The organism is Rhodococcus sp. P4_B6, from assembly GCF_056402215.1.
On sequence record NZ_JBFUHV010000034.1, the window covers coordinates 56,541 to 75,129 of the forward strand.

The 18,589-nt window shown below is 66.8% G+C and carries 18 protein-coding genes and 1 pseudogene; 9 read left to right on the forward strand and 10 right to left on the reverse strand.

Annotation, left to right across the window (positions count from 1 at the left end):
• Positions 1-47: 47 nt before the first annotated feature.
• The 3 genes from AC1DWT_RS18695 to AC1DWT_RS18705 are packed head-to-tail and all read left to right on the forward strand — an operon-like array spanning position 48 to position 2,265.
• Positions 48-668 carry a dihydrofolate reductase family protein gene (locus tag AC1DWT_RS18695; RefSeq protein ID WP_206013962.1) on the forward strand — a complete coding sequence of 207 codons (621 nt, stop codon included), beginning with the start codon at positions 48-50 and terminating at the stop codon, positions 666-668.
• 41 nt (positions 669-709) lie between these two features.
• A complete protein-coding gene (locus AC1DWT_RS18700) occupies positions 710-1,033 on the forward strand; it encodes a YciI family protein (RefSeq protein ID WP_072947306.1) in 324 nt (107 codons plus the stop codon).
• On the forward strand, positions 1,030-2,265 hold the full coding sequence (locus AC1DWT_RS18705; protein WP_206016081.1) for an RNA polymerase sigma factor: 1,236 nt from the start codon (positions 1,030-1,032) through the stop codon (positions 2,263-2,265). Before AC1DWT_RS18700 ends, AC1DWT_RS18705 begins: the two co-directional genes overlap by 4 nt.
• A gap of 109 nt (positions 2,266-2,374) precedes the next feature.
• Here the strand turns inward: AC1DWT_RS18705 and AC1DWT_RS18710 are convergent, their stop codons facing one another.
• On the reverse strand, positions 2,375-2,701 hold the full coding sequence (locus AC1DWT_RS18710; protein ID WP_241031391.1) for a hypothetical protein: 327 nt from the start codon (positions 2,699-2,701) through the stop codon (positions 2,375-2,377).
• Between the two features lie 136 nt (positions 2,702-2,837).
• A pseudogene (locus AC1DWT_RS18715) lies at positions 2,838-3,649 on the reverse strand (SDR family oxidoreductase).
• A gap of 300 nt (positions 3,650-3,949) precedes the next feature.
• On the opposite strand from AC1DWT_RS18715, the gene AC1DWT_RS18720 reads away from it, so the two are divergent.
• From AC1DWT_RS18720 to lexA, 4 genes are all read left to right on the forward strand, one after another.
• A complete protein-coding gene (locus AC1DWT_RS18720; protein WP_072947248.1) occupies positions 3,950-5,212 on the forward strand; it encodes a PucR family transcriptional regulator in 1,263 nt (420 codons plus the stop codon).
• 105 nt (positions 5,213-5,317) lie between these two features.
• Positions 5,318-6,211, forward strand: a complete 894-nt coding sequence (locus AC1DWT_RS18725) for a hypothetical protein (protein WP_095861552.1) — start codon at positions 5,318-5,320, stop codon at positions 6,209-6,211.
• Positions 6,212-6,318: 107 nt separating this feature from the next.
• Entirely contained in the window at positions 6,319-8,640 is a 2,322-nt protein-coding gene (locus AC1DWT_RS18730) for an ATP-binding protein (RefSeq protein ID WP_206013960.1), read from the forward strand.
• A 103-nt stretch (positions 8,641-8,743) separates the two neighbouring features.
• On the forward strand, positions 8,744-9,406 hold the full coding sequence (gene lexA, locus AC1DWT_RS18735; RefSeq protein ID WP_072947245.1) for a transcriptional repressor LexA: 663 nt from the start codon (positions 8,744-8,746) through the stop codon (positions 9,404-9,406).
• 10 nt (positions 9,407-9,416) lie between these two features.
• Here lexA and AC1DWT_RS18740 read toward each other — a convergent pair whose 3' ends face one another.
• Positions 9,417-10,550, reverse strand: a complete 1,134-nt coding sequence (locus AC1DWT_RS18740; RefSeq protein WP_206016079.1) for a helix-turn-helix transcriptional regulator — start codon at positions 10,548-10,550, stop codon at positions 9,417-9,419.
• A 103-nt stretch (positions 10,551-10,653) separates the two neighbouring features.
• On the opposite strand from AC1DWT_RS18740, the gene AC1DWT_RS18745 reads away from it, so the two are divergent.
• Positions 10,654-11,124: a grhN gene (locus AC1DWT_RS18745; protein WP_241031389.1), complete on the forward strand. Its 471-nt coding sequence runs from the start codon at positions 10,654-10,656 to the stop codon at positions 11,122-11,124.
• Between the two features lie 11 nt (positions 11,125-11,135).
• A complete protein-coding gene (locus AC1DWT_RS18750; RefSeq protein ID WP_206013959.1) occupies positions 11,136-11,939 on the forward strand; it encodes an MBL fold metallo-hydrolase in 804 nt (267 codons plus the stop codon).
• A gap of 253 nt (positions 11,940-12,192) precedes the next feature.
• Here the strand turns inward: AC1DWT_RS18750 and AC1DWT_RS18755 are convergent, their stop codons facing one another.
• The 7 genes from AC1DWT_RS18755 to AC1DWT_RS18785 form a co-directional block, all read right to left on the reverse strand.
• Complete coding sequence (locus AC1DWT_RS18755) at positions 12,193-12,438, reverse strand: hypothetical protein (RefSeq protein ID WP_072947242.1); 246 nt, start codon at positions 12,436-12,438, stop codon at positions 12,193-12,195.
• Between the two features lie 108 nt (positions 12,439-12,546).
• Positions 12,547-13,491: a PDR/VanB family oxidoreductase gene (locus AC1DWT_RS18760; RefSeq protein ID WP_206013958.1), complete on the reverse strand. Its 945-nt coding sequence runs from the start codon at positions 13,489-13,491 to the stop codon at positions 12,547-12,549.
• Entirely contained in the window at positions 13,481-14,683 is a 1,203-nt protein-coding gene (locus AC1DWT_RS18765) for an aromatic ring-hydroxylating oxygenase subunit alpha (RefSeq protein WP_072947240.1), read from the reverse strand. The genes AC1DWT_RS18760 and AC1DWT_RS18765 overlap by 11 nt, the downstream gene beginning before the upstream one ends.
• A 118-nt stretch (positions 14,684-14,801) precedes the next feature.
• Positions 14,802-15,557: a VOC family protein gene (locus AC1DWT_RS18770; RefSeq protein WP_074933829.1), complete on the reverse strand. Its 756-nt coding sequence runs from the start codon at positions 15,555-15,557 to the stop codon at positions 14,802-14,804.
• Positions 15,554-16,702, reverse strand: coding sequence for a PucR family transcriptional regulator (locus AC1DWT_RS18775; RefSeq protein ID WP_072947238.1), 1,149 nt, complete (start codon positions 16,700-16,702; stop codon positions 15,554-15,556). Before AC1DWT_RS18775 ends, AC1DWT_RS18770 begins: the two co-directional genes overlap by 4 nt.
• 181 nt (positions 16,703-16,883) lie before the next feature.
• Positions 16,884-17,798 carry a LysR family transcriptional regulator gene (locus AC1DWT_RS18780; protein WP_083395706.1) on the reverse strand — a complete coding sequence of 305 codons (915 nt, stop codon included), beginning with the start codon at positions 17,796-17,798 and terminating at the stop codon, positions 16,884-16,886.
• 181 nt (positions 17,799-17,979) lie between these two features.
• Positions 17,980-18,589 (reverse strand): amino acid permease (locus AC1DWT_RS18785; protein ID WP_477921685.1); only part of this gene is annotated, 610 nt, incomplete at its 5' end.

Consider the following 18,589-nt stretch of genomic DNA (forward strand, 5'->3'; position numbering starts at 1 on the left):
GTGAGGCCGCCCACGAGGGGCGGCGCCGAGGCAAAGGAACCGCGACCATGAAGCTCACCACCATGACCCAGGTCACCCTCGACGGAGTGATGCAGGGCAACGGCGGCGCGTCGGACGAGGACCGCAGAAACGGATTCGAGCGCGGCGGATGGGCCCGGGGCAAGGGCGACAACGAGACCCACGCGTTCATCAACGAGACCTACCAGCGCGCCGACGCGTTCCTGCTCGGCCGCCGGACCTACGAGCTGTTCGCCGGCTCCTGGGGGTCTTTGACGGAGCAGGACGTCCCCGGCTGGGAGCCCGTCATGCGGGCATTGAACACACAGCCCAAGTACGTGGCATCGACCACGCTCGCCGATCCCGAATGGCCGGACACCACCGTCCTGTCCGACGACCTCGCCACCGTCATCGCGGACCTGAAGGCCACGCCGGGCGGTGAGCTGCAGGTGCACGGCAGCGGCGCTCTGACCCGGTGGTTGCTGCAGAACGATCTGGTCGACGAGATGACCCTGATCGTCGTTCCCGTGGTCCTCGGCCAGGGCGCGCGGTTGTTCCCGCAGGCCGGACCGGACCTTGCACTCGAACTGGTGGAGTCGCGAGTCGACTCGAAGGGCGTGACGATCCAGGTCTTCCGGCCGGCCGGGCGCCCCCGGTACGCGACGGCGTGACGTCCCCCAACCGGTACACCACCACAGGAGAGGATCTTCCGATGCAATATCTGGTTTCCGTAATCGACGACAAGAGCAATCCCGGCAGCACCGACCGGCAGCCTGGCATCAGCGCGTTCAACGAACGACTGATTGCCGAGGGCTACTGGGTCTTCGCCGGCGGACTCGCAGACACCACCACGGCCACGGTCATCGACAACCGGGGCGAGCAACCGGTGTTCAGCGACGGGCCGTTCGTGGAGTCGAAGGAGTACCTTGCCGGCGTCTGGGTTTGGGAGGCCCCCGATCTGGATGTGGCGCTCGCGCTCGCCACCGAGGCGTCGAAGATCTGCGATCGCAAGATCGAGGTGCGGCCATTCCACTGAGCGACGCCCGTGAGGCGGTCACCCGGGCCCACCACGAGGAGTGGGCCCGGGTAGTCGCCGCACTGACCAGGCGTTTCGGCGACCTCGACATCGCCGAGGACGCGGCCGCCGAGGCGTTCGCGACCGCCGTCGAGCGATGGCCGGCTGACGGCGTGCCCCCCAACCCCGGAGCCTGGCTCACCACCACCGCCAACCACAAGGCGATCGACCGGATCCGGCGCGAGAACAAGCGCGACGACAAGAACAAGGAGGCTCAGGTGGTGCATGACGATGACCCGCCCGAGCCGCTCGGCGCCATCGACGACGACCGGCTCCGGCTGATCTTCACCTGCTGCCACCCGGCGCTGGCGATGGAAACCCGCGCGGCGCTGACGTTACGCATGGTCGGCGGTCTGACCGTGCCCGAAATCTCCCGCGCGTTCCTGGTGACCGAGAGTGCGATGGGGCGGCGGATCACCCGCGCGAAGGACAAGATCAAGGCGGCGCGTATCCCCTATCGAGTGCCGTCCGCCGACGATCTCCCCGCACGGGTGTCCGGTGTCCTCGCTGTGCTGTTCCTCGTGTTCAACGAGGGCTACCTGAGCACCGGCGCCGACGCCGATCCGGTACGTGACGACCTGACCGCCGAGGCGATCCGGCTCACCCGCCTGATCCGGGACCTGCTCCCCGACGATGGGGAGGTGGCCGGGTTGCTGGCGCTGATGCTGCTCACCGAGGCCCGCCGCACCGCCCGGGTGTCGGCGAGCGGCGAACTGGTCGCTCTCGACGAGCAGGACCGCGGGGCCTGGGACGCGGCACTGATCGCCGAGGGGCACCGGCTGGTGCGCGAGCGCCTGGCCGCTGCCGCCGCCGGGGTGGCTCCGGGTCGCTACCAGATCCTCGCCGCGATCAACGCCGTCCACACCTCCGCCCGCGACATGCGCGACACCGACTGGTCGCAGATCCTCGCCCTCTACGACCAACTGGTCCGCATCGACCCCTCGCCGATCATCGCACTCAACCGGGCCGTCGCCGTCGCCGAATTCGACGGCCCGGAGGTGGCACTGGCAACCGTCGACCGTCTCGAGGACAAGTTGGCCGGCTATCACGCCTACCACGCCACCCGCGCCGACCTGCTACGCCGATTGGGTCGTAGTGAGCAGTCGCGCGCCGCCTACGACAAAGCCATCGATCTGGCCGGCAACACCGCCGAGACTGCCTACCTGACACGACGCCGCGACCAACTGCGGTAGCGCCCACCGATCCCGGCCCGCCACATACGGCCGACGCGGTGCCCGTGAAGATTCCGAACACTTGCTCCTACCCGACATCAACCGGGCATGCAGAAGCCACGAGCGCGGTTCACAGTTGCGCCAGCATGGGGAAGAGGGCAATCGCGGAGACGGTGATGCCCGCTGCCCCGGCGACGACGCCCAACAGGGCCCGCAACGACGCTGCCTCGTCGTCGACATCCGCGGACCGCGACGTTGCGACGGCGCCGCAGACGACCGCGGCTATTCCCAAGATGAAGCCGAGACCGACCACCCAGAACGACGCAACGGACACAGCCCCCAAGGCGATCGAGACGGCAGGCAACCGCGAACCGTGCTGTTTCCCTGTCTCGTCGGTGTCGACGGAGGAAGACATGCAGTTGTCGGCACGGGGGCTGTGGGGGACGGCGGCGGTCATGATCCTCCTTCGTACGGATGGCGCATCGGGTCGGCGGGCTCGGTTTGTGACGTAGACCCCACCAAGAAATTAGCACTCATGCCGCGTGAGTGCTAGCTCTTTTTGCTAAGTAACTTGCCTCGGTACTTTGTCGGTCTCACATGTGGTGTGCGAGATCCGGTCCGTCGACGAAGATGTCGACCGTCAGTGGTTGCTCACCGCCGTATTTCGCGAAGTCGGATACCCCGGCCTCTGCGAGGACCTCGACGTCGAGGAGGGTTCTGCCGTTGTCGGTGCCGGCGGGGCGGCTGAGGAGTTCGGTTGCCGCGTCGGCCATGATCTCGGGTGACCGAGAGTGGTGCAGGCTTTCCCGGCCGCCGAGCAGGTTGCCGACTGCCGCGGTGGCGATCGTGGTCTGCGGCCACAGACAGTTACAGGATAGGGTCGTGTTCCGGTACTCGGCTGCAATACCCAACGCTGCCAACGTCATTCCGTACTTGGCGAGCATGTAGCCCGGGTGCGCGCCCAGCCACTGCTGTGACAGATTCAGGGGAGGCGACAATGTCATCACGTGCGGGTTGGCGGACTTCTGAAGGTAGGGCAGGCAGGCGCGAGTCAAGGCGAAAGTGCCGCGAACGTTGACCTGCTGCATCAGATCGAATCGTTTGAGTGTGAGGTCTTCGGTCGGTGACAGGTCGAGCACGCTCGCATTGTTGATCACGATGTCGATGCCGCCGAAGCGGTCGACGGCGAGATCGACGGCCCGCGCGATGTCGTCGTCATTGCGGACGTCTCCCACCACGGGCAGGGCGTGTCCGCCGAGTTCGGTCAACTCGCTGACCGCGGTGTGGATGGTTCCCGGTAGCCGGGGGTCGGGAGTGCCGGACTTGGCCAGCAGGACGACGTTCCCGCCCCGGCGTGCGATTGCGCCGCAATCGCAAGACCGATGCCGCGGCTCCCTCCGGACATGACTGTGGTTCTTCCTCGGAAATTGCTGGGGTCGTTCAAGGTTGATTCCTTCGTCTGTGGCGGCCCGTGCGGAGTGGCGGCTGACCGAACGACTCCACGATAGGGAGCATTCGAGACCGTGGCGACGTCCTGGAGAAATCAAGAATGCTCGCCTATTTGTCCGGTAAGGACAAATAGCGCGACAGTCGGGTGTCGAGGAAATTGGGTTCGCTGATTCGCAAATATCCAGGTAGGGAACGCCTGAGGTGATGGTTGGGGGATTCGTCGTCCATTGGCACCGAAGACCGATATTGTCTTCGCATGGCATCGAACGAGGAACGAGCCGCATTGCTTGTTGCCAGAATCGCGCGTTCGCTCAACGAGCGGCTGGTGTCGCTGACGGCGGACATCACCAGCGTGCTCTACGCGGAGATCCCGGATCTGCGGGCGGACCGCCAATTGTTCGATCTGCTGGGGGCGAGCGTGGAGGGCAACCTCGACACGATCTTCCATACCTTGCAGCACAACATCGCTCCCGAGGATCTGGACGCACCGGCCGCCGCCTTGGAGTATGCGAGAAGGCTCGCCCAGCATGGCGTTCCCGTCAACGCACTGGTTCGCGCATATCGGTTGGGGCAAACCAATCTGCTCGGGCTGGTTTTCGACGAGTTGCGTGCAGCTTCGGTGCAGCCGGAACTCAGCATGCCGGTGCTCGAACGCATCATCACGGTCATGTCTGTCTACATCGACAGGGTGTCACAGCAGGTGGTGACCGTGTACGAGCGCGAAAGGGAACGGTGGCTCGCTCATCGGAGCAGTGTCCGCGCCGTGCGTGTTCAGGAGATTCTGGCGGGCAACGCACTTCCTGATGCAGGGGCCGCCCTGGGTTATGTTCTGCAGCAGAGTCACTTGGCCGCGATCGTCTGGAGCTCCGACTCCGATGCGTCCGACATGCTGTCCCGAATCGAATCTGCGGCACACGATTTCGCGAGCCATGTGGGCGCGGTAGCCGACCCGCTGTTCGTGGCCGCAGACCGGGTGACCGGCTGGGTGTGGGTTCCGCTCGGCTCACGGGCACGTCCCGAGCGGGCGCAGGAAGATATGTGCGACTTCCTCGAGCGGAGGCATCCCGGACTGGTCGTGGCGCTCGGTGCCGCGGCCGCGGGAATCGACGGTTTCCGGCAGTCCCACGGTCAAGCGCAACGTGCGCGAGCCGTGGCCATTGCGGCGGGGCGGAGCGCACCGGTCGTGACCGCATACGACGAACCCGGAGTATCGACGGTTGCCCTGTTGATCGAGGACTTGGTGGCCACCCGCGCCTGGGTGCGCGGCGTTCTGCGCGGACTCGCTGCCGACAACGAGAATTCGGCCAGGTTGCGCGAGACCGTGCGGGTCTATCTCGCCCACAACCTGAGCAACGTCGCTGCCGGAAAAGAGCTTGATCTCCACCACAACTCGGTGAAGTACCGAGTGAAACGGGCAGCCGAAGTGCGGGGTAAGGACTTCACCGGAGATCGGCTGGACGTCGAACTCGCACTGCTCGTGTGCCAATGGCTGGGACCCGCGGTCCTGATCCCGGACTAGGTCACCGCCACCGCGGTGGGTGACGCAAGTCTTGACACAGCGTCAGCCGCGACGTTTGACTGGTCATAAGTTATCTCGCCGGATGGTGCTCTGGGAGGTTGACGTATGCGCGGCACAGGTTTGGCGGGACATCGACGCGGAGCAACCCCCCACCGCAGGATGTTCTCGGTACTGGCACTGGTGGGCGTGTGCCTTCTCTCCCTGGCAACTGCCGGGACGGCCGGCGGTGAACCGGCTGTCGGCACCGGGTTCGCGATCCCCTTCTCCGGGGACCCCGGCTACGAGGGTCTGGCGCCGACGCAGGTGACGAGCCCGGGTCAGCTCAACGCGCCGCTCGGTCAGCAGGTGGCGGACGAGATCGCCAGGCAGATCGGGCTCGACCGGTCCGACGCGCTGTCCGAGCAGCAGTATCGCGACCTCATCACCGGCGGCGGAGTCGGCGGCAGCAGCGACGCCGCCGAGGTGATCGATGCGTGCGCCCGGATCCTCACCAACACGAACGGCCGTCCCCTCTATTCCGACGTCGACGGCCGCAACACGCCGTCGGTTCTGGCCAGCTACGGGCTCTACGTGAACCCGAGCGGACTGCTGGAAAGTCCGGCCAACGCCGACGCGCCGACGAGGCAGGTGAACTCGTTGATCGCTCCCGGCGGTTTCGTGGGCACCTGGTTGAGGAACAACGGTGCGACCCACACCCTGATAGCGCTGTACGAGTCGGCGTACACGGTGCAAGCGGCTTTTGGCTTTGCAGCGCAACAGATGTCAGGCGAAGCTCAACTGGTGACGAACACCAAGGGCGGTGTGAGCGCGGAGGTCGGCATGTCGATGGCGCCGCCGCTGTGGATTGTGAACTTTGCACTGCTCTACGTGCTGCAGCCGTCCCTGGCGGCCGCGATGCCCGCCTACTGGGCTCCCATTCCTGCGGCGGTTGCCGACGCCGTACGGTCGAGCCCCACCGGCCAGGTTCCTTTCAGTGACTATGCGTCCTACTTTCAGTGATCCGATTTCGGGTTCGACCCACTGCCGCCTCGATCGCGTCGCTGCGAATCCGGATTCTGCGGAGGTACCTTGGTCGGAGGCGCGCGTGAGATGAAAGTGACGGCTCCATGGCTCCCGGTGACAGGACGAATGCGGGAAATCTTCCCCATGAGCTGACGAGTTTCGTCGGCCGTCGCCGTGAGGTCGTCGAGGTTCGCAGTCTGCTGTCGGTGTCGAGGCTCGTGACGTTGACCGGTATCGGGGGTGTCGGGAAGACCAGGCTCGCGTTGCGGGTCGCCGCCGATTCTGCTCGCGCGTTCGAGGACGGCGTGTGGTTGGTCGAGTTGGGGGAGGTGTACGAGCCGGGTGCGGTCGTCGACGCGGCGCTGTCGGCGTTGGGGCTGCGCGAGGGCGCGGGCGTCGCACCCGAGGCATTGCTCGTCGAGTATCTCGAGCCCCGGAAGCTGCTGCTCGTCCTGGACAACTGTGAGCATCTCGTCGAACCGGCCGCCGACCTGGCCCGTCCTCTTCTGCGCGCCTGCCCGGAGCTTCGGGTTCTCGCGACCAGCCGGGAACCCCTCGGCATCGGGGGAGAAGCAGTGTTCCGGGTGCCGCCCCTGACCATGCCGGACCCCAACCGCCAGACCCAGGCCGCCGGGGAGTTCGACCACTACGAGTCGATGAGTCTGTTCGCCGAGCGCGCGGCGATGGCGGTCCCGGGCTTCGCCATCACCGAGAACAATCAGGACGTGGTGGCGCGGATCTGCCGTCGACTGGACGGCCTGCCGCTCGCGATCGAGCTGGCGGCGGTCCGGCTGCGGGCGATGTCGGAGGATCAGATCCTGCGACGGTTGACGGACCGCTTCGGCCTGCTGACCACGGGCAGCCGTGGCGCGCCGGTCCGGCAGCAGACCCTGGCCTGGTGTATCGACTGGAGCCACGAGTTGTGCTCGCCCGCCGAGCGGGAGTTGTGGGGCCGGCTGGCGGTCTTCTTCGGCAGCTTCGCGCTCGACGCGGTCGAAGGCATCTGCGCCCACACCTCGGCGGCGGACCAGGTGGTGGATGTGGTCGGGTCGTTGATCGACAAGTCGATTCTGATCCGGGAAGAGGCCGGGGGAACGGTGCGGTACCGGCTGCTCGAGACGCTGCGTGATTACGGTACGGAACGGTTGCAGGAGACCGGGGAGTTCGCATCGCTGTTGCGACGGCACCGAGACTGGTACGAACACCTGGTGCTGCGGGCGGAGTCGGAATGGATCAGCTCGCGGCAGGTGGGCTGGCTGGTGCGTCTGGACGCGGAACTGCCCAATATTCGTGCGGCGCTGCAGTTCTGCCTGACCGGTCCGACCGAGGCGGGGGCGGGGCTGCGGATGGCGGCGGCGTTGTACCCGTACTGGCGGGTGCGCGGCCGGTTGCGGGAGGGCATGCGGTGGCTCGCGCAGCTTCTGGCGGTTCAGGGCGGCACGGCCGACGTGGAGCGGATCAAGGCGTTGTACGTGCTCAGTGTGCTGTCCGGGCTCAACGGCGACCCGGATGCGTCGGCGCTGTACGCCGAGCGTGGCGCCGCGATGGCGGCGCAGCTCGGTGATCGTCTCGGCGGGGCGCTGATGGCCGATGCCGCCGGTTGGCATGCGCTGTTCACCGGCGAGTCCGTGACAGCGTGCGAGTACTTCGAATCCTCGCTCCCGGTGTTCCGGGAGGACGGCAACCCGCTGTATCTGATGTGGTCGCTGCTCGGGCTCGCGCTCGCTTGTGACGCGGCCGGAGACCGTGCTCGGAGTGAGGAGTGTCAGCGGGAGATTCTGGCGGTCACCGAGTCGCGGGGCGAATCGGTGTACCGGGGGTGGTCGTTGTGGGGTGCGGCGATGGGGGCGTGGCGGCGGGGCGAGGGTTCCCGTGCGAAGGATCTGGTGACGCGGGGGTTGCAGCTCGCGCGGTTGGTGGACGACCGCATCAGTGCGATGGGGTGTCTGGAGCTTCTGTCGTGGATTGCGGTGGACGACGGGGCGCCGCGGCGCGCGGCCAGGTTGATGGGTGCCACCGAGGCCCTTGCCCGCACGGTGGGGAGGCAGAGCACGATTTTCCCGAACGCACACGTCGAGCACGCCCGGTTCGAGCAGGAGGCCCGGCAGGCGATCGGTGACCGCGGATTCGAGACGGAGTTCCGGCAGGGCCTCGGAACGCGGTTCGACGACGCCGCGGCGTTTGCCCTCGAGGAGACGGGACCTTCCGACAGCTCGGCCGAGCCGGGGGCGACGAGTCTCACGCGACGCGAACAACAGGTCGCCGAACTCGTCGCCGAGGGCCTGACGAACAAGGCGATCGCGGCCAGGCTGGTCATCTCGCAACGCACCGCGCAGGGGCATGTGGAACACATCCTGTCCAAGCTGGGCTTCAACTCCCGTGCGCAGATCGCGGCGTGGAGCATCGAGCAGAAGCGCGGCGAGTAGCGCTGATCGCACGCCGGCCCCGGGTGACTGAGCGCGACAGCGCCGCTGGTCGCCTGCCCACACCCTGCCGAAGGGGTTGTCGTCACCCCCTACGATTCCTCGGGTGACCGATTACGACGATCTCGACATGTTCGGTGGCCTCGACGCCTCCACCCTGCCACCGCGCCAGCAGCGGATTCTGGCCACGATCCGGGACTGGGTGGCGGCACACGGATGCTCGCCGAGCACCAGGCAGATCGGGGACGCCGTGGGCCTGCGGTCGACGTCGTCGGTGTCCAAGCACCTGAAGAGTCTCGAGGAAAAGGGCTTTCTCCAGCGAGGCTCGGCGATGGCCCGGCAATTGGACGTGCGCCCGTTCCTGTCCGAGGCGAAGCAGGGACGCTCGTCCGACAACAACGTGACGGTGCCGGTGGTCGGCGACATCGCGGCCGGCGCGCCGATCCTCGCGGAGGAGCATGCCGACGAGATGCTGACGCTCCCGCGCGAACTCGTCGGCTCCGGCACCGTGTTCGGGCTGCGGGTGCGCGGCGAGTCGATGATCGACGCCGCGATCTGTGACGGCGACGTCGTCGTGGTGCGCCGCCAGGACGAGGCCCATTCCGGTGAGATCGTCGCCGCGATGATCGACGGCGAGGCCACGGTGAAGGTGCTCCGGCGCCGCGACGGCCACGTCTTCCTCGAGCCCCGTAACCCTGCCTACACCGTCATCGACGGCGACGACGCGGTCGTCCTGGGCAAGGTGGTCTCCGTGATGCGGCGGATCTGAGGAAGCCCTCTCAGCGGCGACGATCCGTCGGCCAGGGCCCACCCCGGAGCGGCCGGTCGGCGAGCGCTCGCGTCTCGTTGTCACGGAACCGTGGTTCGTAGTGGTGGAAGAACACCGTGCCGACCAGGTCTCGTCGGCTGTGCACGCCGGTCTTCTCGAAGATGCTCTTGAGGTGTTGCTGGACGGTGTGCGCGGACACGGAAAGTTCGGCGGAGATCTGCGACGTCGACGCCCCCTGCAGCACCAGAGTGGTGACTTCCTTCTCCCGCTCGGTCAGCCCGTACGCCGACATCAACAGGGGATGGAGCCGACTCGGATGCGCGGGTTCGACGATCACGGCGATCCGCCGTCGCCCGGTAGAGGAGAGGCACGCACCGTGGAGCACCACCCAGGATCCCGAGCGTGAGAGCACCCGGGAGAGCGCGACCTCGCCGAGGTGATCGCGGTCTTCTGCCGAGCGCAGCGCACGGGCGGCGAGGGTGATCACCGCGGGCGGCAGCTCGCCTCGGTCCCAGTTTCCGCCGGGGAGGTCCGCCATCCACCGGTCGACACCCGGGGTGGCCGATTCGACGTCCCACTGGTCGTCGAGCACGATCAGTCCCGGCGAATCGGAGTACTCCGGCTCCGCGGCCTGCCCGCACAGCAGTGCGCGGCGGGCGCCGCCGGCGAGGGTCGGCGAAACCTCTGCGAGAAAAGACTTCTCGGATTCGGTGAACATCGGCATGCCTTCGGCGCGGTAGAGGGACAGCGCTCCCCAGGTCTCGCCCGAGCGGGTGCGGAGGCGGGCGATCAACTCCTGATCTCCGCCGAGCGTGCGGTTCCTGCGCCAGCGCGGGCTGTGCGACGGATCGCCCCCGGCGGCATCGTGCAGCGTGGAAAGCCCAGTGGTCGAACGCATCACGCCGGGCACCGACTGGACGTCGTCCTCGTAGTACTCGGCGGCCAGCCACTCGCCGGGGAACTCGTCCATGCCGAGGTGGTAATGGCTGGTCATCAGCAACGACACCGGGTCGAGAGTGAACCAGCAGGGTGTCCAGAAGTAGGGGACAACCCCGGCAACGACTTCCGACGCGTCCTGCCACAACGCGATCAGGCCGCGCGGTGCGGCGCACAATTGTGTGATCTTGTCCGCCGCGCACTGCATGGAATCCACGCTCACCCGTCAATGGTACGAGTCCGGATCGGCCGCCGGGAATACCACATTTATGGAATGGCACCCCTGCCGCGCCGCGCATAGCGTCGGTGACATGTCCAAGTCCGATACCGCGACCGTCCGCCTGAGTCCGCCGCCGCCCGCACTGATGCGGCTCGTGAATCCGGTGGTGCGGCGTGTGCTCACGACCCGGTGGTCGGGCCGGCGAATTCGACGCCAGGGATTGATCGAGTTCACCGGGCGCCGCACCGGCCGCACCCTGCGTGTGCCGGTATGCCTTCACGACGTCGACGGTGAGACGCTGATCTTCACCGAACGGCCGTGGCGGTTCAACTTCGCCGGTGGTGCAGCCGTGACGGTGACCCGATGCGGCCGCGTCCGACGGGGCCGTGCCCTGCTGCTCGACGTCACGCCCGCCGAAGCCGGCGCAGCGTTCCGGGCGGCTCTCGACGACGGGGCCTCGCCGTTCGAACTGGGACTGAAGGTTTCCCGTGGATACGTCCCTTCCGCAGCCGACCTGGCAGGGATCGCCAGGTCGTTGATCCGTATCGAATACGATCAGTGAGGAGAAATCTCATGCGTATCAACAGAATACGACACGACATCGCGGTTCTCGGTGACGCGCTGGAAGTGCCCGGAATCGGACATCTGCCGGTGAACGCCTACGTGCTGCTGGCCTCTGAGCCCGTCGTCATCGACACCGGACTGAGTCTGCCCGGCCGGGGCTTCATGGACGCACTCGGAACCGTGCTCGACCCCGCCGACGTCGAATGGGTGTGGTTGACCCACCCGGACCGCGATCACACCGGCGCACTGTTCGACTTGCTCGATCAGGCGCCGCACGCGCGCCTGATCACCACCTTCGCCGCTGTGGGCATCATGTCGTGCGAGCGGCCCGTCCCGTTGGACCGGGTGTACCTACTCAACCCGGGGCAATCCCTCGACGTCGGCGATCGCCGGCTGACCGCGCTGCGGCCGCCGCTGTTCGACAATCCGAGCACGGTCGGCTGCTACGACGACCGCAGCGGAACCTACTTCTCGTCCGACTGCTTCGGGGCCCCGATGGAGACCGCCGAACTCGCCACCGCCGACGACGTCGGCTACTGCGTTCCCAGCGTGGTTCGCGCCGCCCAGCACCTGTGGGCCACCGTGGACAGTCCCTGGGTGCACACGGTGGACGAAGCCAAATTCTCGGCCACCGTGTCGACGTTGCGGGATCTCGACCCCCGGCGAATACTCAGCACTCACCTGCCGCCGGCGGAGGGGCGCACCGCCGAGTACCTCGACATGCTCGCCGCGGCCCCGCAGGCCGATCCCTTCGTCGGGCCCGACCAGTTCGCGCTCGAACAGATGCTGGCGGGCTTCGAACCCGCCCACTGACAATGTTGCCGAATCCCGACCACGCCTGGTTGACATCTCGGGCGCGACGACGAGCCTGGTGGCCAGGGCGCCCCGGATCTCCGTTGTTCCCACCTGACAGAGTCTGGCGCAGACTGGGTCGGCACGGTCCCACGGCTACACCCTCGAGGTCTGCCGGGTTCGTCGGCTGTGGGTTAGCCAATAGCACACGCGAGTCCTTAGGCGGTCGGCGCGGACCATCAGGGTCTCGATCGGGGTGTGTACGCCGAGGTTGCTATCTACCGAGGTGCCAGAGTGTTCGAGCCGGCGACGGTGCCGCGCGGAGTTTGAGGGTGCACAACTCGGCGAGCCGGCGTCGGACGCTGTCGTTCACGCCGGGGTAGTAGGCGAGGAATGCTTGCAGTCGCCGGTAGAACTCGGTGGGGAGGACGCCGAACTCGGGAAGTATGTGGTCGTCTCCGCCTCCGAAAGGTGCCCATTTGACAGCGAAGTCGAGCATGGTCAGTTCGTCTTCGGTCACGTCGTCTCCGTTCTTTCCAGCATGACAAAACGGGAGTGCAGGCGTGGTCGCGCGATTCCTCGCCCGGCCACGCCTGCGTAGCTGGCCGAACCAACTCGCCCAACCTCGCTACAGGTCGAGGACCAGCCGTTCGCCTTTGGCGCGGGACACGCAGATCATCATCGACGTGCCCGCCTCCCGCTCGTCGTCGCCGAGGAGTAGGTCGCGGTGGTCGGGCACCCCGTCGAGGACCTTGGTCTCGCAGGTGCCGCACAGGCCCTCTCCGCAGGAGGTCGGGACGATGATTCCGGCGTCGGCCAGTGCTTCCACGATCGACTGGCCCGGCACCACCGAGCAGGCCACACCACTGCGTTCGGCGACCACGGTGAATGCATCGTTCGGACCGTCGGTGACTGTGCCCGAGAACCGTTCCAGGTGGAGCGATCCGGCGGGCCACGGCTTGCACAGCGCCTGCACGGCGTCGAGCAGGCCGGTGGGCCCGCAGCAGTAGACCTCGGTGTCCGGCAGCGGTGTGCCGAGCAGCCCGGGCAGGTTCACCAGCCCGAACTCGTCCTCGGGCACCAGCTGCACGCGGTCTCCGTAGCGCTCGAGTTCGCTGGCGAACGCCATCGTGTCACGGGATCGCCCGCCGTAGACGAGTGTCCAATCGATGCCTTCGCGCTCAGCTCGTCTGATCATTGCGAGAATCGGGGTGATCCCGATTCCGCCGGCGATGAACAGGGCCCGGCGCCGGGCAGCGAAGGCGAAGTTGTTCCGCGGCCCCCGCACGGGGATGACGTCGCCGACGCGCAAGCGGGTGTGCACGTATTCGGAGCCGCCGCGGCTCTGCGGCGCGCGCAGCACCGCGATCTCGTAGACCGACGGGTCCTGCGGGTCGCCGCACAGCGAGTACTGGCGCACAACTCCGTTCGGCAGCATCACGTCGATGTGTGCGCCGGGCTCCCACTCGGGCAGCACGGTTCGGTCGTGACGCTCCAAGCGCACCTGTCGCACACCCGATGCCGGTGATGCGACGGCGGTGACCTGGAGCGAAAACTCGGCGTCACTGGTCATCACGGCCGCCGAAGGTGATGGTTTGCGCGATGTCCCAGCGCCCGGTGAGGTATGCGGAAGCAAGCTGGGCCTGGAAGGCGCGGACGCCGTCCTCACGCGCGTCGAATGGCCCGGGCCGGTAGCCGTTGCCCAACAGCCCCTGGTACACGGACTCGCAGGCTGCGAAGTCCTGCCGATTGGTGATGTCCCAGAACCCTGCGGCGTACGAGGGGTCGAAGCCGGGGCGTTCGGCCACCTCCCGTGGGAAGAGCCAGGAGCACTCCACGAACGTCTCACCGGGAGACAGCGGCACCAGGCGGTGGGTCATTACGTAGTCCGGCTGCAGGGTCAGTAGCAGGTTGGGTGCAAGCATGAAGTAGATCGTCCGACGGGCCTGCTCGTCGCTGATCCCGGCGATGCGTTCCCCGCCGCTGCGGCCGTCGAGGCTCATGGTTTCCGCGTCATCGCGCAGTTCCAATGGTCCACCCAGCCACATGCCGGTGTGCCGCAGACCCATTGCGGTCTCCGGCGGGCTGACCCGGCAGAGCTCAGGGTGGATCGAGGGGCAGTGGTAGCACTCGAGGTAATTCTCGATCACCAATTTCCAGTTGGTCTGGAGCGTATAGCTGTGAGACTCGCCGACGACCATGTCCGTGGGATCCCAGGGGGCGACGACATCGGTCAGATTGCCTACCCACTCACCGAAGTCGGGGGCATCGTCGGAGGCGTTGACGAAGATCCAGCCGAACCACTCGACTGCGCGCAACCCGATGAGGGGCCACTCGTCCGTTGCGAAGTTGTCCGTGCCGGTGAACCGCGTCGCGGAGCGGAGTTCGCCGTCCAGTTCGTAGACCCACGAGTGGTAGGGGCACTGCACCAGACGCTTGTTGGTGCACGAGTCCACCGCCAACAGTTCGTGTCCCCGGTGTCGGCACGCGTTGTAGAAGGCGTGAAGGGTGCCGGAACCGTCGCGGGTCAGGAGGATGCCCTGGGTCCCGACCCGCACGGCGCGCTGGTCGCCGGGCTTGCCGACGTCGTTGCTGCGCCCCACGCAGACCCACGCAGCTTCCAAGAGGTGCTTGCGTTCCCAGTCGAGGACCTCGGGTGAAAGGTAGGCCTCCGCCGGAAGCGTTCGTGCGTCGGAGAGGTGTTCCTGGAGCACACAATCCAGCGCATCAGCGGTGAGGGGTGCGGGCGGGAGGGCGGTGGTCATGTCATCGTCTCCATCATTGGGGGAGCTGGAATGGATGACAATGAACTTAATCACTATTTCGGACCGTCAACATATTCTCGTGCACAGTTCGCGCCGCACGTTCTGTGCACGGTCACAGTTATCTCCGGATGGTGGCGTATGTCCTCAGGAGTTCGTCGGAGACCGGGGTCTGCAGCCCGAAGGCAACCCCGAACGGGTCGACGAGCACGGCGAACGGGCCCATCGCAGAGTCGGTGGCCGGCACCCGGACTCGTGCACCGAGGTCGCTCAGGCGTGCGACCTCCGCTTCCAGATCGAGGACCCGTAGGAACGGGATCCAGTGTGGCGGAACGGCAGAAGGCAGGACGTCCAACATGTCCACAACACCGGCCACGGGTCGATCCGCAGACACCAGTAGGCGGTAGTTGCCCGGGCTGGGCGCCGGCTCGTCGATCAAATGACAGGACAGCGTCTGGGCGTAGTAGGTTGCTGCCTCTTCGGCCAGCGGCGTGTACAAGTCGACGAAGGCCACGTCTCCCAGCCGCTGACTGTGCGGTCGGGAACCGGGAACGTCGGTCAGCCCGAACAGCGCCCCGTCGGGCGCGGAGTACACGGGTTGGTCCCGGCCGTCGACGGGAACGGTGCCGGCCGGACGTGCCCCGAGGTCGAGTGCTCGGCGACCGGCGGCCACGTGGTCGTCGGTACCGAAGCAGGGTACCCAACATCCCTGCGGTGGCACCGGTACATCACCAGCCGATACGAACGAGATACGCTGCCCAGGGCCGTCACTGCCACGCCCGTGGTCCATGGCCAGGGCGTAGAACGCCCGGCCGCCGGATGTGTCGCCGCCCACGAAAAGTACGGTGTCCGAGGTGATCCCGACACTGCCTGTCATTGTGGTCCCCGCCCGTCGAGAAGTGACGACAGATCTGCGGTGGAGCCTAGCTCCCAGCAGGTCGTGGCCAGCCAGAAATGGGTGCGGCTGCTCGGCGAATCGATGTCACGGCCGGTGAGCTCCTCGATCAGTCGGAGCCGGTTGCGTAAGGTGTTGCGGTGCACGAACAGTGCCGTGGCGGTTGCCGCCGGTGCTCCGTCCTCGGCCAGGTAACGGCGGAGTGTGTCCACCAGTGCGGTGCCGTGCTTCTGGTCGTACTCGAGGAGCGGGGCCAGTGCCTCGGCCGCCAGATCGCGCAGTGGCAGACCGGCTTCGATGCCGGCGATCAGCAGCGCTGTAGCCAGGTCCTGGATCCGGTGCACGTGCACACCGTAGCCCTCGGCGAGGGCGTTACGCGCCTCGAAGTAGCCCAACCGCAGTCCACGTACTCCGACGCGCGCTTTGCTGACCCCCACACGGGCATCCGACCCCAGGCTGGAAAGGTGGTCGTGGCACAGCCGCGCCACGAACAGTCCGGCTCCCTCCGGGACGACCAGGACGACGCGGTCGTCCACGATTGCTCGCAGGTGCGGGTCGTGTTGCTGGCTCAGTAGAGTGTGCAGGTTCCACGGGTAGGAGCGGAGCCGCCGAGGCGGACAGGCCACCGAACCGATGACGACCTCGTGCGCTTTGCCGGCGTCCAGGCCGTGCTCGCCGAGCCGCCGTGCGGTCTCCTGTTCGCTGGACTGACCGGCGATGACGTCCTCGAGGATCTGGCCGAGTAGCTCCCGTCGTCCGCTCAAGACGGCGTGGCGGCGCGACAGTTCGATACCGGCCAGCGTCGCGGCGAACGAGAACAGCGCCGGGGGCACGTCCTGTCCTCGCGCGCACAGCACGGCGACCGGCTCGCCTTCCAGCTCCACCGGCCGGAGCACGCAGTCGGCGACCACGTCCCCGGTCGGAGGTGAGGCAGCGACCAGTTCTTCGGCCGGCCACTCGGTCCGCGCAGGCACACTGACCAATACGCCACCGCGTAGGTCGATCACGGCCACCGGCGCGGCCGAGATCCCGTGTAGCGCGTTCACCAGTGCATGCAGTGGCCGTTCGGCGGTCAGTGTGTCGGCCAGGATCCGGTGGTCGGCGAGTTCAGGGTCGGCCGACGTCATACCGTGCATCCTACGCACTGGGCCACGTGGGTCACCTGAGTCGATGTCGCCGCGGATCCGGAAGTAAATGCGCTCCACGAGCTGCCGATGTTCGCCCAACCGGCGAGCCTGTTGCCGGGATCAGGGGCGGTGGAGCGTGCAATCCCATGCACAAGTGGCTCAGCGCCGCGCATGACGGAGTCTACTTCTCGTTCGCTCGACGTGGCTGTTCTTCCGGGGACGGGGCGAGACCGGAGTCGACGACGGCATCGCGAAGGAATTGCAGGACCTTCCGGGTGATTTCCCAACGGAGCTGAGCGGCCGGCAGGACTGTCCAGTAGTGCCCGGTAAATGTGACGTCCTCGGGGAGAACTCGGACCAGGGACGGGCGTCTACGTGCGATGTAGGTGGGCATGACGGCAATCCCCACACCGGCCAGTGCGGCTTCCTCGTGTACCAGGAGATTGTTGGACTGTAACCGAATGATGTTGGGCAGCATCGGTCTGAGAGCCGCGAAGTCGGGCACGGCTGCGAGAGGGTCCTCCGCGTACCAGCACAGGACGTGCTGTTGCAGATCCTCGATCTGTCCGATCGTGGGGTGTGTGTGCAGGTAGTCCTCGGTGGCGTAGAGCCCGATCTCGTAGGCAACGAGTTCTTGGACTTTGACCCGGGTAGATGTGGGTTTGGTGCGGACCACCGCCGCGTCGAAGGACACCCCGTCCCGGCTCGCCAGGGAATCTGCCGTCACGATACGCAGGATGACTCCGCTCTCGGCGATCAAGCGTCCGCAGCGCGGTGCCAGGACGGCCGCGGCGAACCCGTCCGGAGCGAGGATGGTCCATTCCTCCGGACCCGACACGATCGGGTCGCCGTCCGCGAACACATCGACACCGAGGGAAACCATGCGCGCTGCCGGCAGGAGACCTTCGCCCGTGGGTGTCAGCTTCCAGCCAGTTCCACTCCGGCTGAACAGCCGGGTTCCGAGCGCTTTTTCCAGCCGACCGATTCGGCGGCTGACGGTTGTGTAGTCAACCCCCAGCTCCTGGCTGGCGCGGACCAGGGTCTTGGCTTCGGCTACGACGTGGAAGTACTTCACGTCTTCCGCATCCACTCTCATCCGGTCCCTCAATGTCGATTTCACTTCGATGCGTGCCCTCGCCACCGGGGCCTACCCCGATGGCGAGGGCACCGTCCTCTACGAGCTACTGGTGACCTCACGCCCGATGCCGAGGCTGGAATCGTGGCCAGCGCGGTATCGGCCCGGAACCTGCCGGTCGGTCATCGTCCGCGCAGGATCCTCACAGACGTCCCTTCTCGAGTTCGGTTGGCGTCATTGGGTCACGGTTCGTCGAGCGGGTAGGAGAGGAACGCATCTGCTTCATCTCGTGCTCGAGGGCGAGCGCGTCGGCACCCTGGGGCATCGCCGGAGCGGGGAGCCGCCAGAGCATTGGAAGTTTGTCTTGAACAACACGTCGATACGCATAGAGCACGACCGAGAACAGCAGGACGGCCACCGCGACGAGGGACTCCCGGGCGCCGCCGTAGCCCAGAAGCTCGGGATTGAGGACGCCGATCACGGTGATGAATACGTTGAACACCACCAGGACGGCCACGACCGGAATCCACGCGTTACTCCGCCGAATCGGCCGCGGCCAGTTCGGGCGATCTTTGCGTAGCAGGATGAAGGCCGCCAAACCCAGGATGATCGCCARCAGGTAGCCGAGATTGCTCGCCAGCAGGATGCTCACCGGATGCCCCACCAGGACCATGACGGTCGCGTTGAGGAGCACGTCCAGGGTCAGGGATCGGCCGGGCACACCCCACCGGTTGACCCAGTCGAGTTGCTTGATGGTCATCCCTTCCTGGGCAAGGCCGAACAGCGCGCGGCCCCCGTCGGCGGTAGTGGAG

Excerpts from the sequence above, each read along its gene's own strand:
- AC1DWT_RS18695 (WP_206013962.1), top strand. The coding sequence starts at position 48 with ATGAAGCTCACCACCATGACCCAGGTCACCCTCGACGGAGTGATGCAG.
- AC1DWT_RS18700 (WP_072947306.1), top strand. The coding sequence starts at position 710 with ATGCAATATCTGGTTTCCGTAATCGACGACAAGAGCAATCCCGGCAGC.
- AC1DWT_RS18710 (WP_241031391.1), bottom strand. The coding sequence starts at position 2,701 with ATGACCGCCGCCGTCCCCCACAGCCCCCGTGCCGACAACTGCATGTCT.
- AC1DWT_RS18720 (WP_072947248.1), top strand. The coding sequence starts at position 3,950 with ATGGCATCGAACGAGGAACGAGCCGCATTGCTTGTTGCCAGAATCGCG.
- AC1DWT_RS18725 (WP_095861552.1), top strand. The coding sequence starts at position 5,318 with ATGCGCGGCACAGGTTTGGCGGGACATCGACGCGGAGCAACCCCCCAC.
- AC1DWT_RS18730 (WP_206013960.1), top strand. The coding sequence starts at position 6,319 with ATGGCTCCCGGTGACAGGACGAATGCGGGAAATCTTCCCCATGAGCTG.
- AC1DWT_RS18740 (WP_206016079.1), bottom strand. The coding sequence starts at position 10,550 with ATGCAGTGCGCGGCGGACAAGATCACACAATTGTGCGCCGCACCGCGC.
- AC1DWT_RS18745 (WP_241031389.1), top strand. The coding sequence starts at position 10,654 with ATGTCCAAGTCCGATACCGCGACCGTCCGCCTGAGTCCGCCGCCGCCC.
- AC1DWT_RS18750 (WP_206013959.1), top strand. The coding sequence starts at position 11,136 with ATGCGTATCAACAGAATACGACACGACATCGCGGTTCTCGGTGACGCG.
- AC1DWT_RS18760 (WP_206013958.1), bottom strand. The coding sequence starts at position 13,491 with ATGACCAGTGACGCCGAGTTTTCGCTCCAGGTCACCGCCGTCGCATCA.
- AC1DWT_RS18765 (WP_072947240.1), bottom strand. The coding sequence starts at position 14,683 with ATGACCACCGCCCTCCCGCCCGCACCCCTCACCGCTGATGCGCTGGAT.
- AC1DWT_RS18770 (WP_074933829.1), bottom strand. The coding sequence starts at position 15,557 with ATGACAGGCAGTGTCGGGATCACCTCGGACACCGTACTTTTCGTGGGC.
- AC1DWT_RS18775 (WP_072947238.1), bottom strand. The coding sequence starts at position 16,702 with ATGACGTCGGCCGACCCTGAACTCGCCGACCACCGGATCCTGGCCGAC.
- AC1DWT_RS18780 (WP_083395706.1), bottom strand. The coding sequence starts at position 17,798 with ATGAGAGTGGATGCGGAAGACGTGAAGTACTTCCACGTCGTAGCCGAA.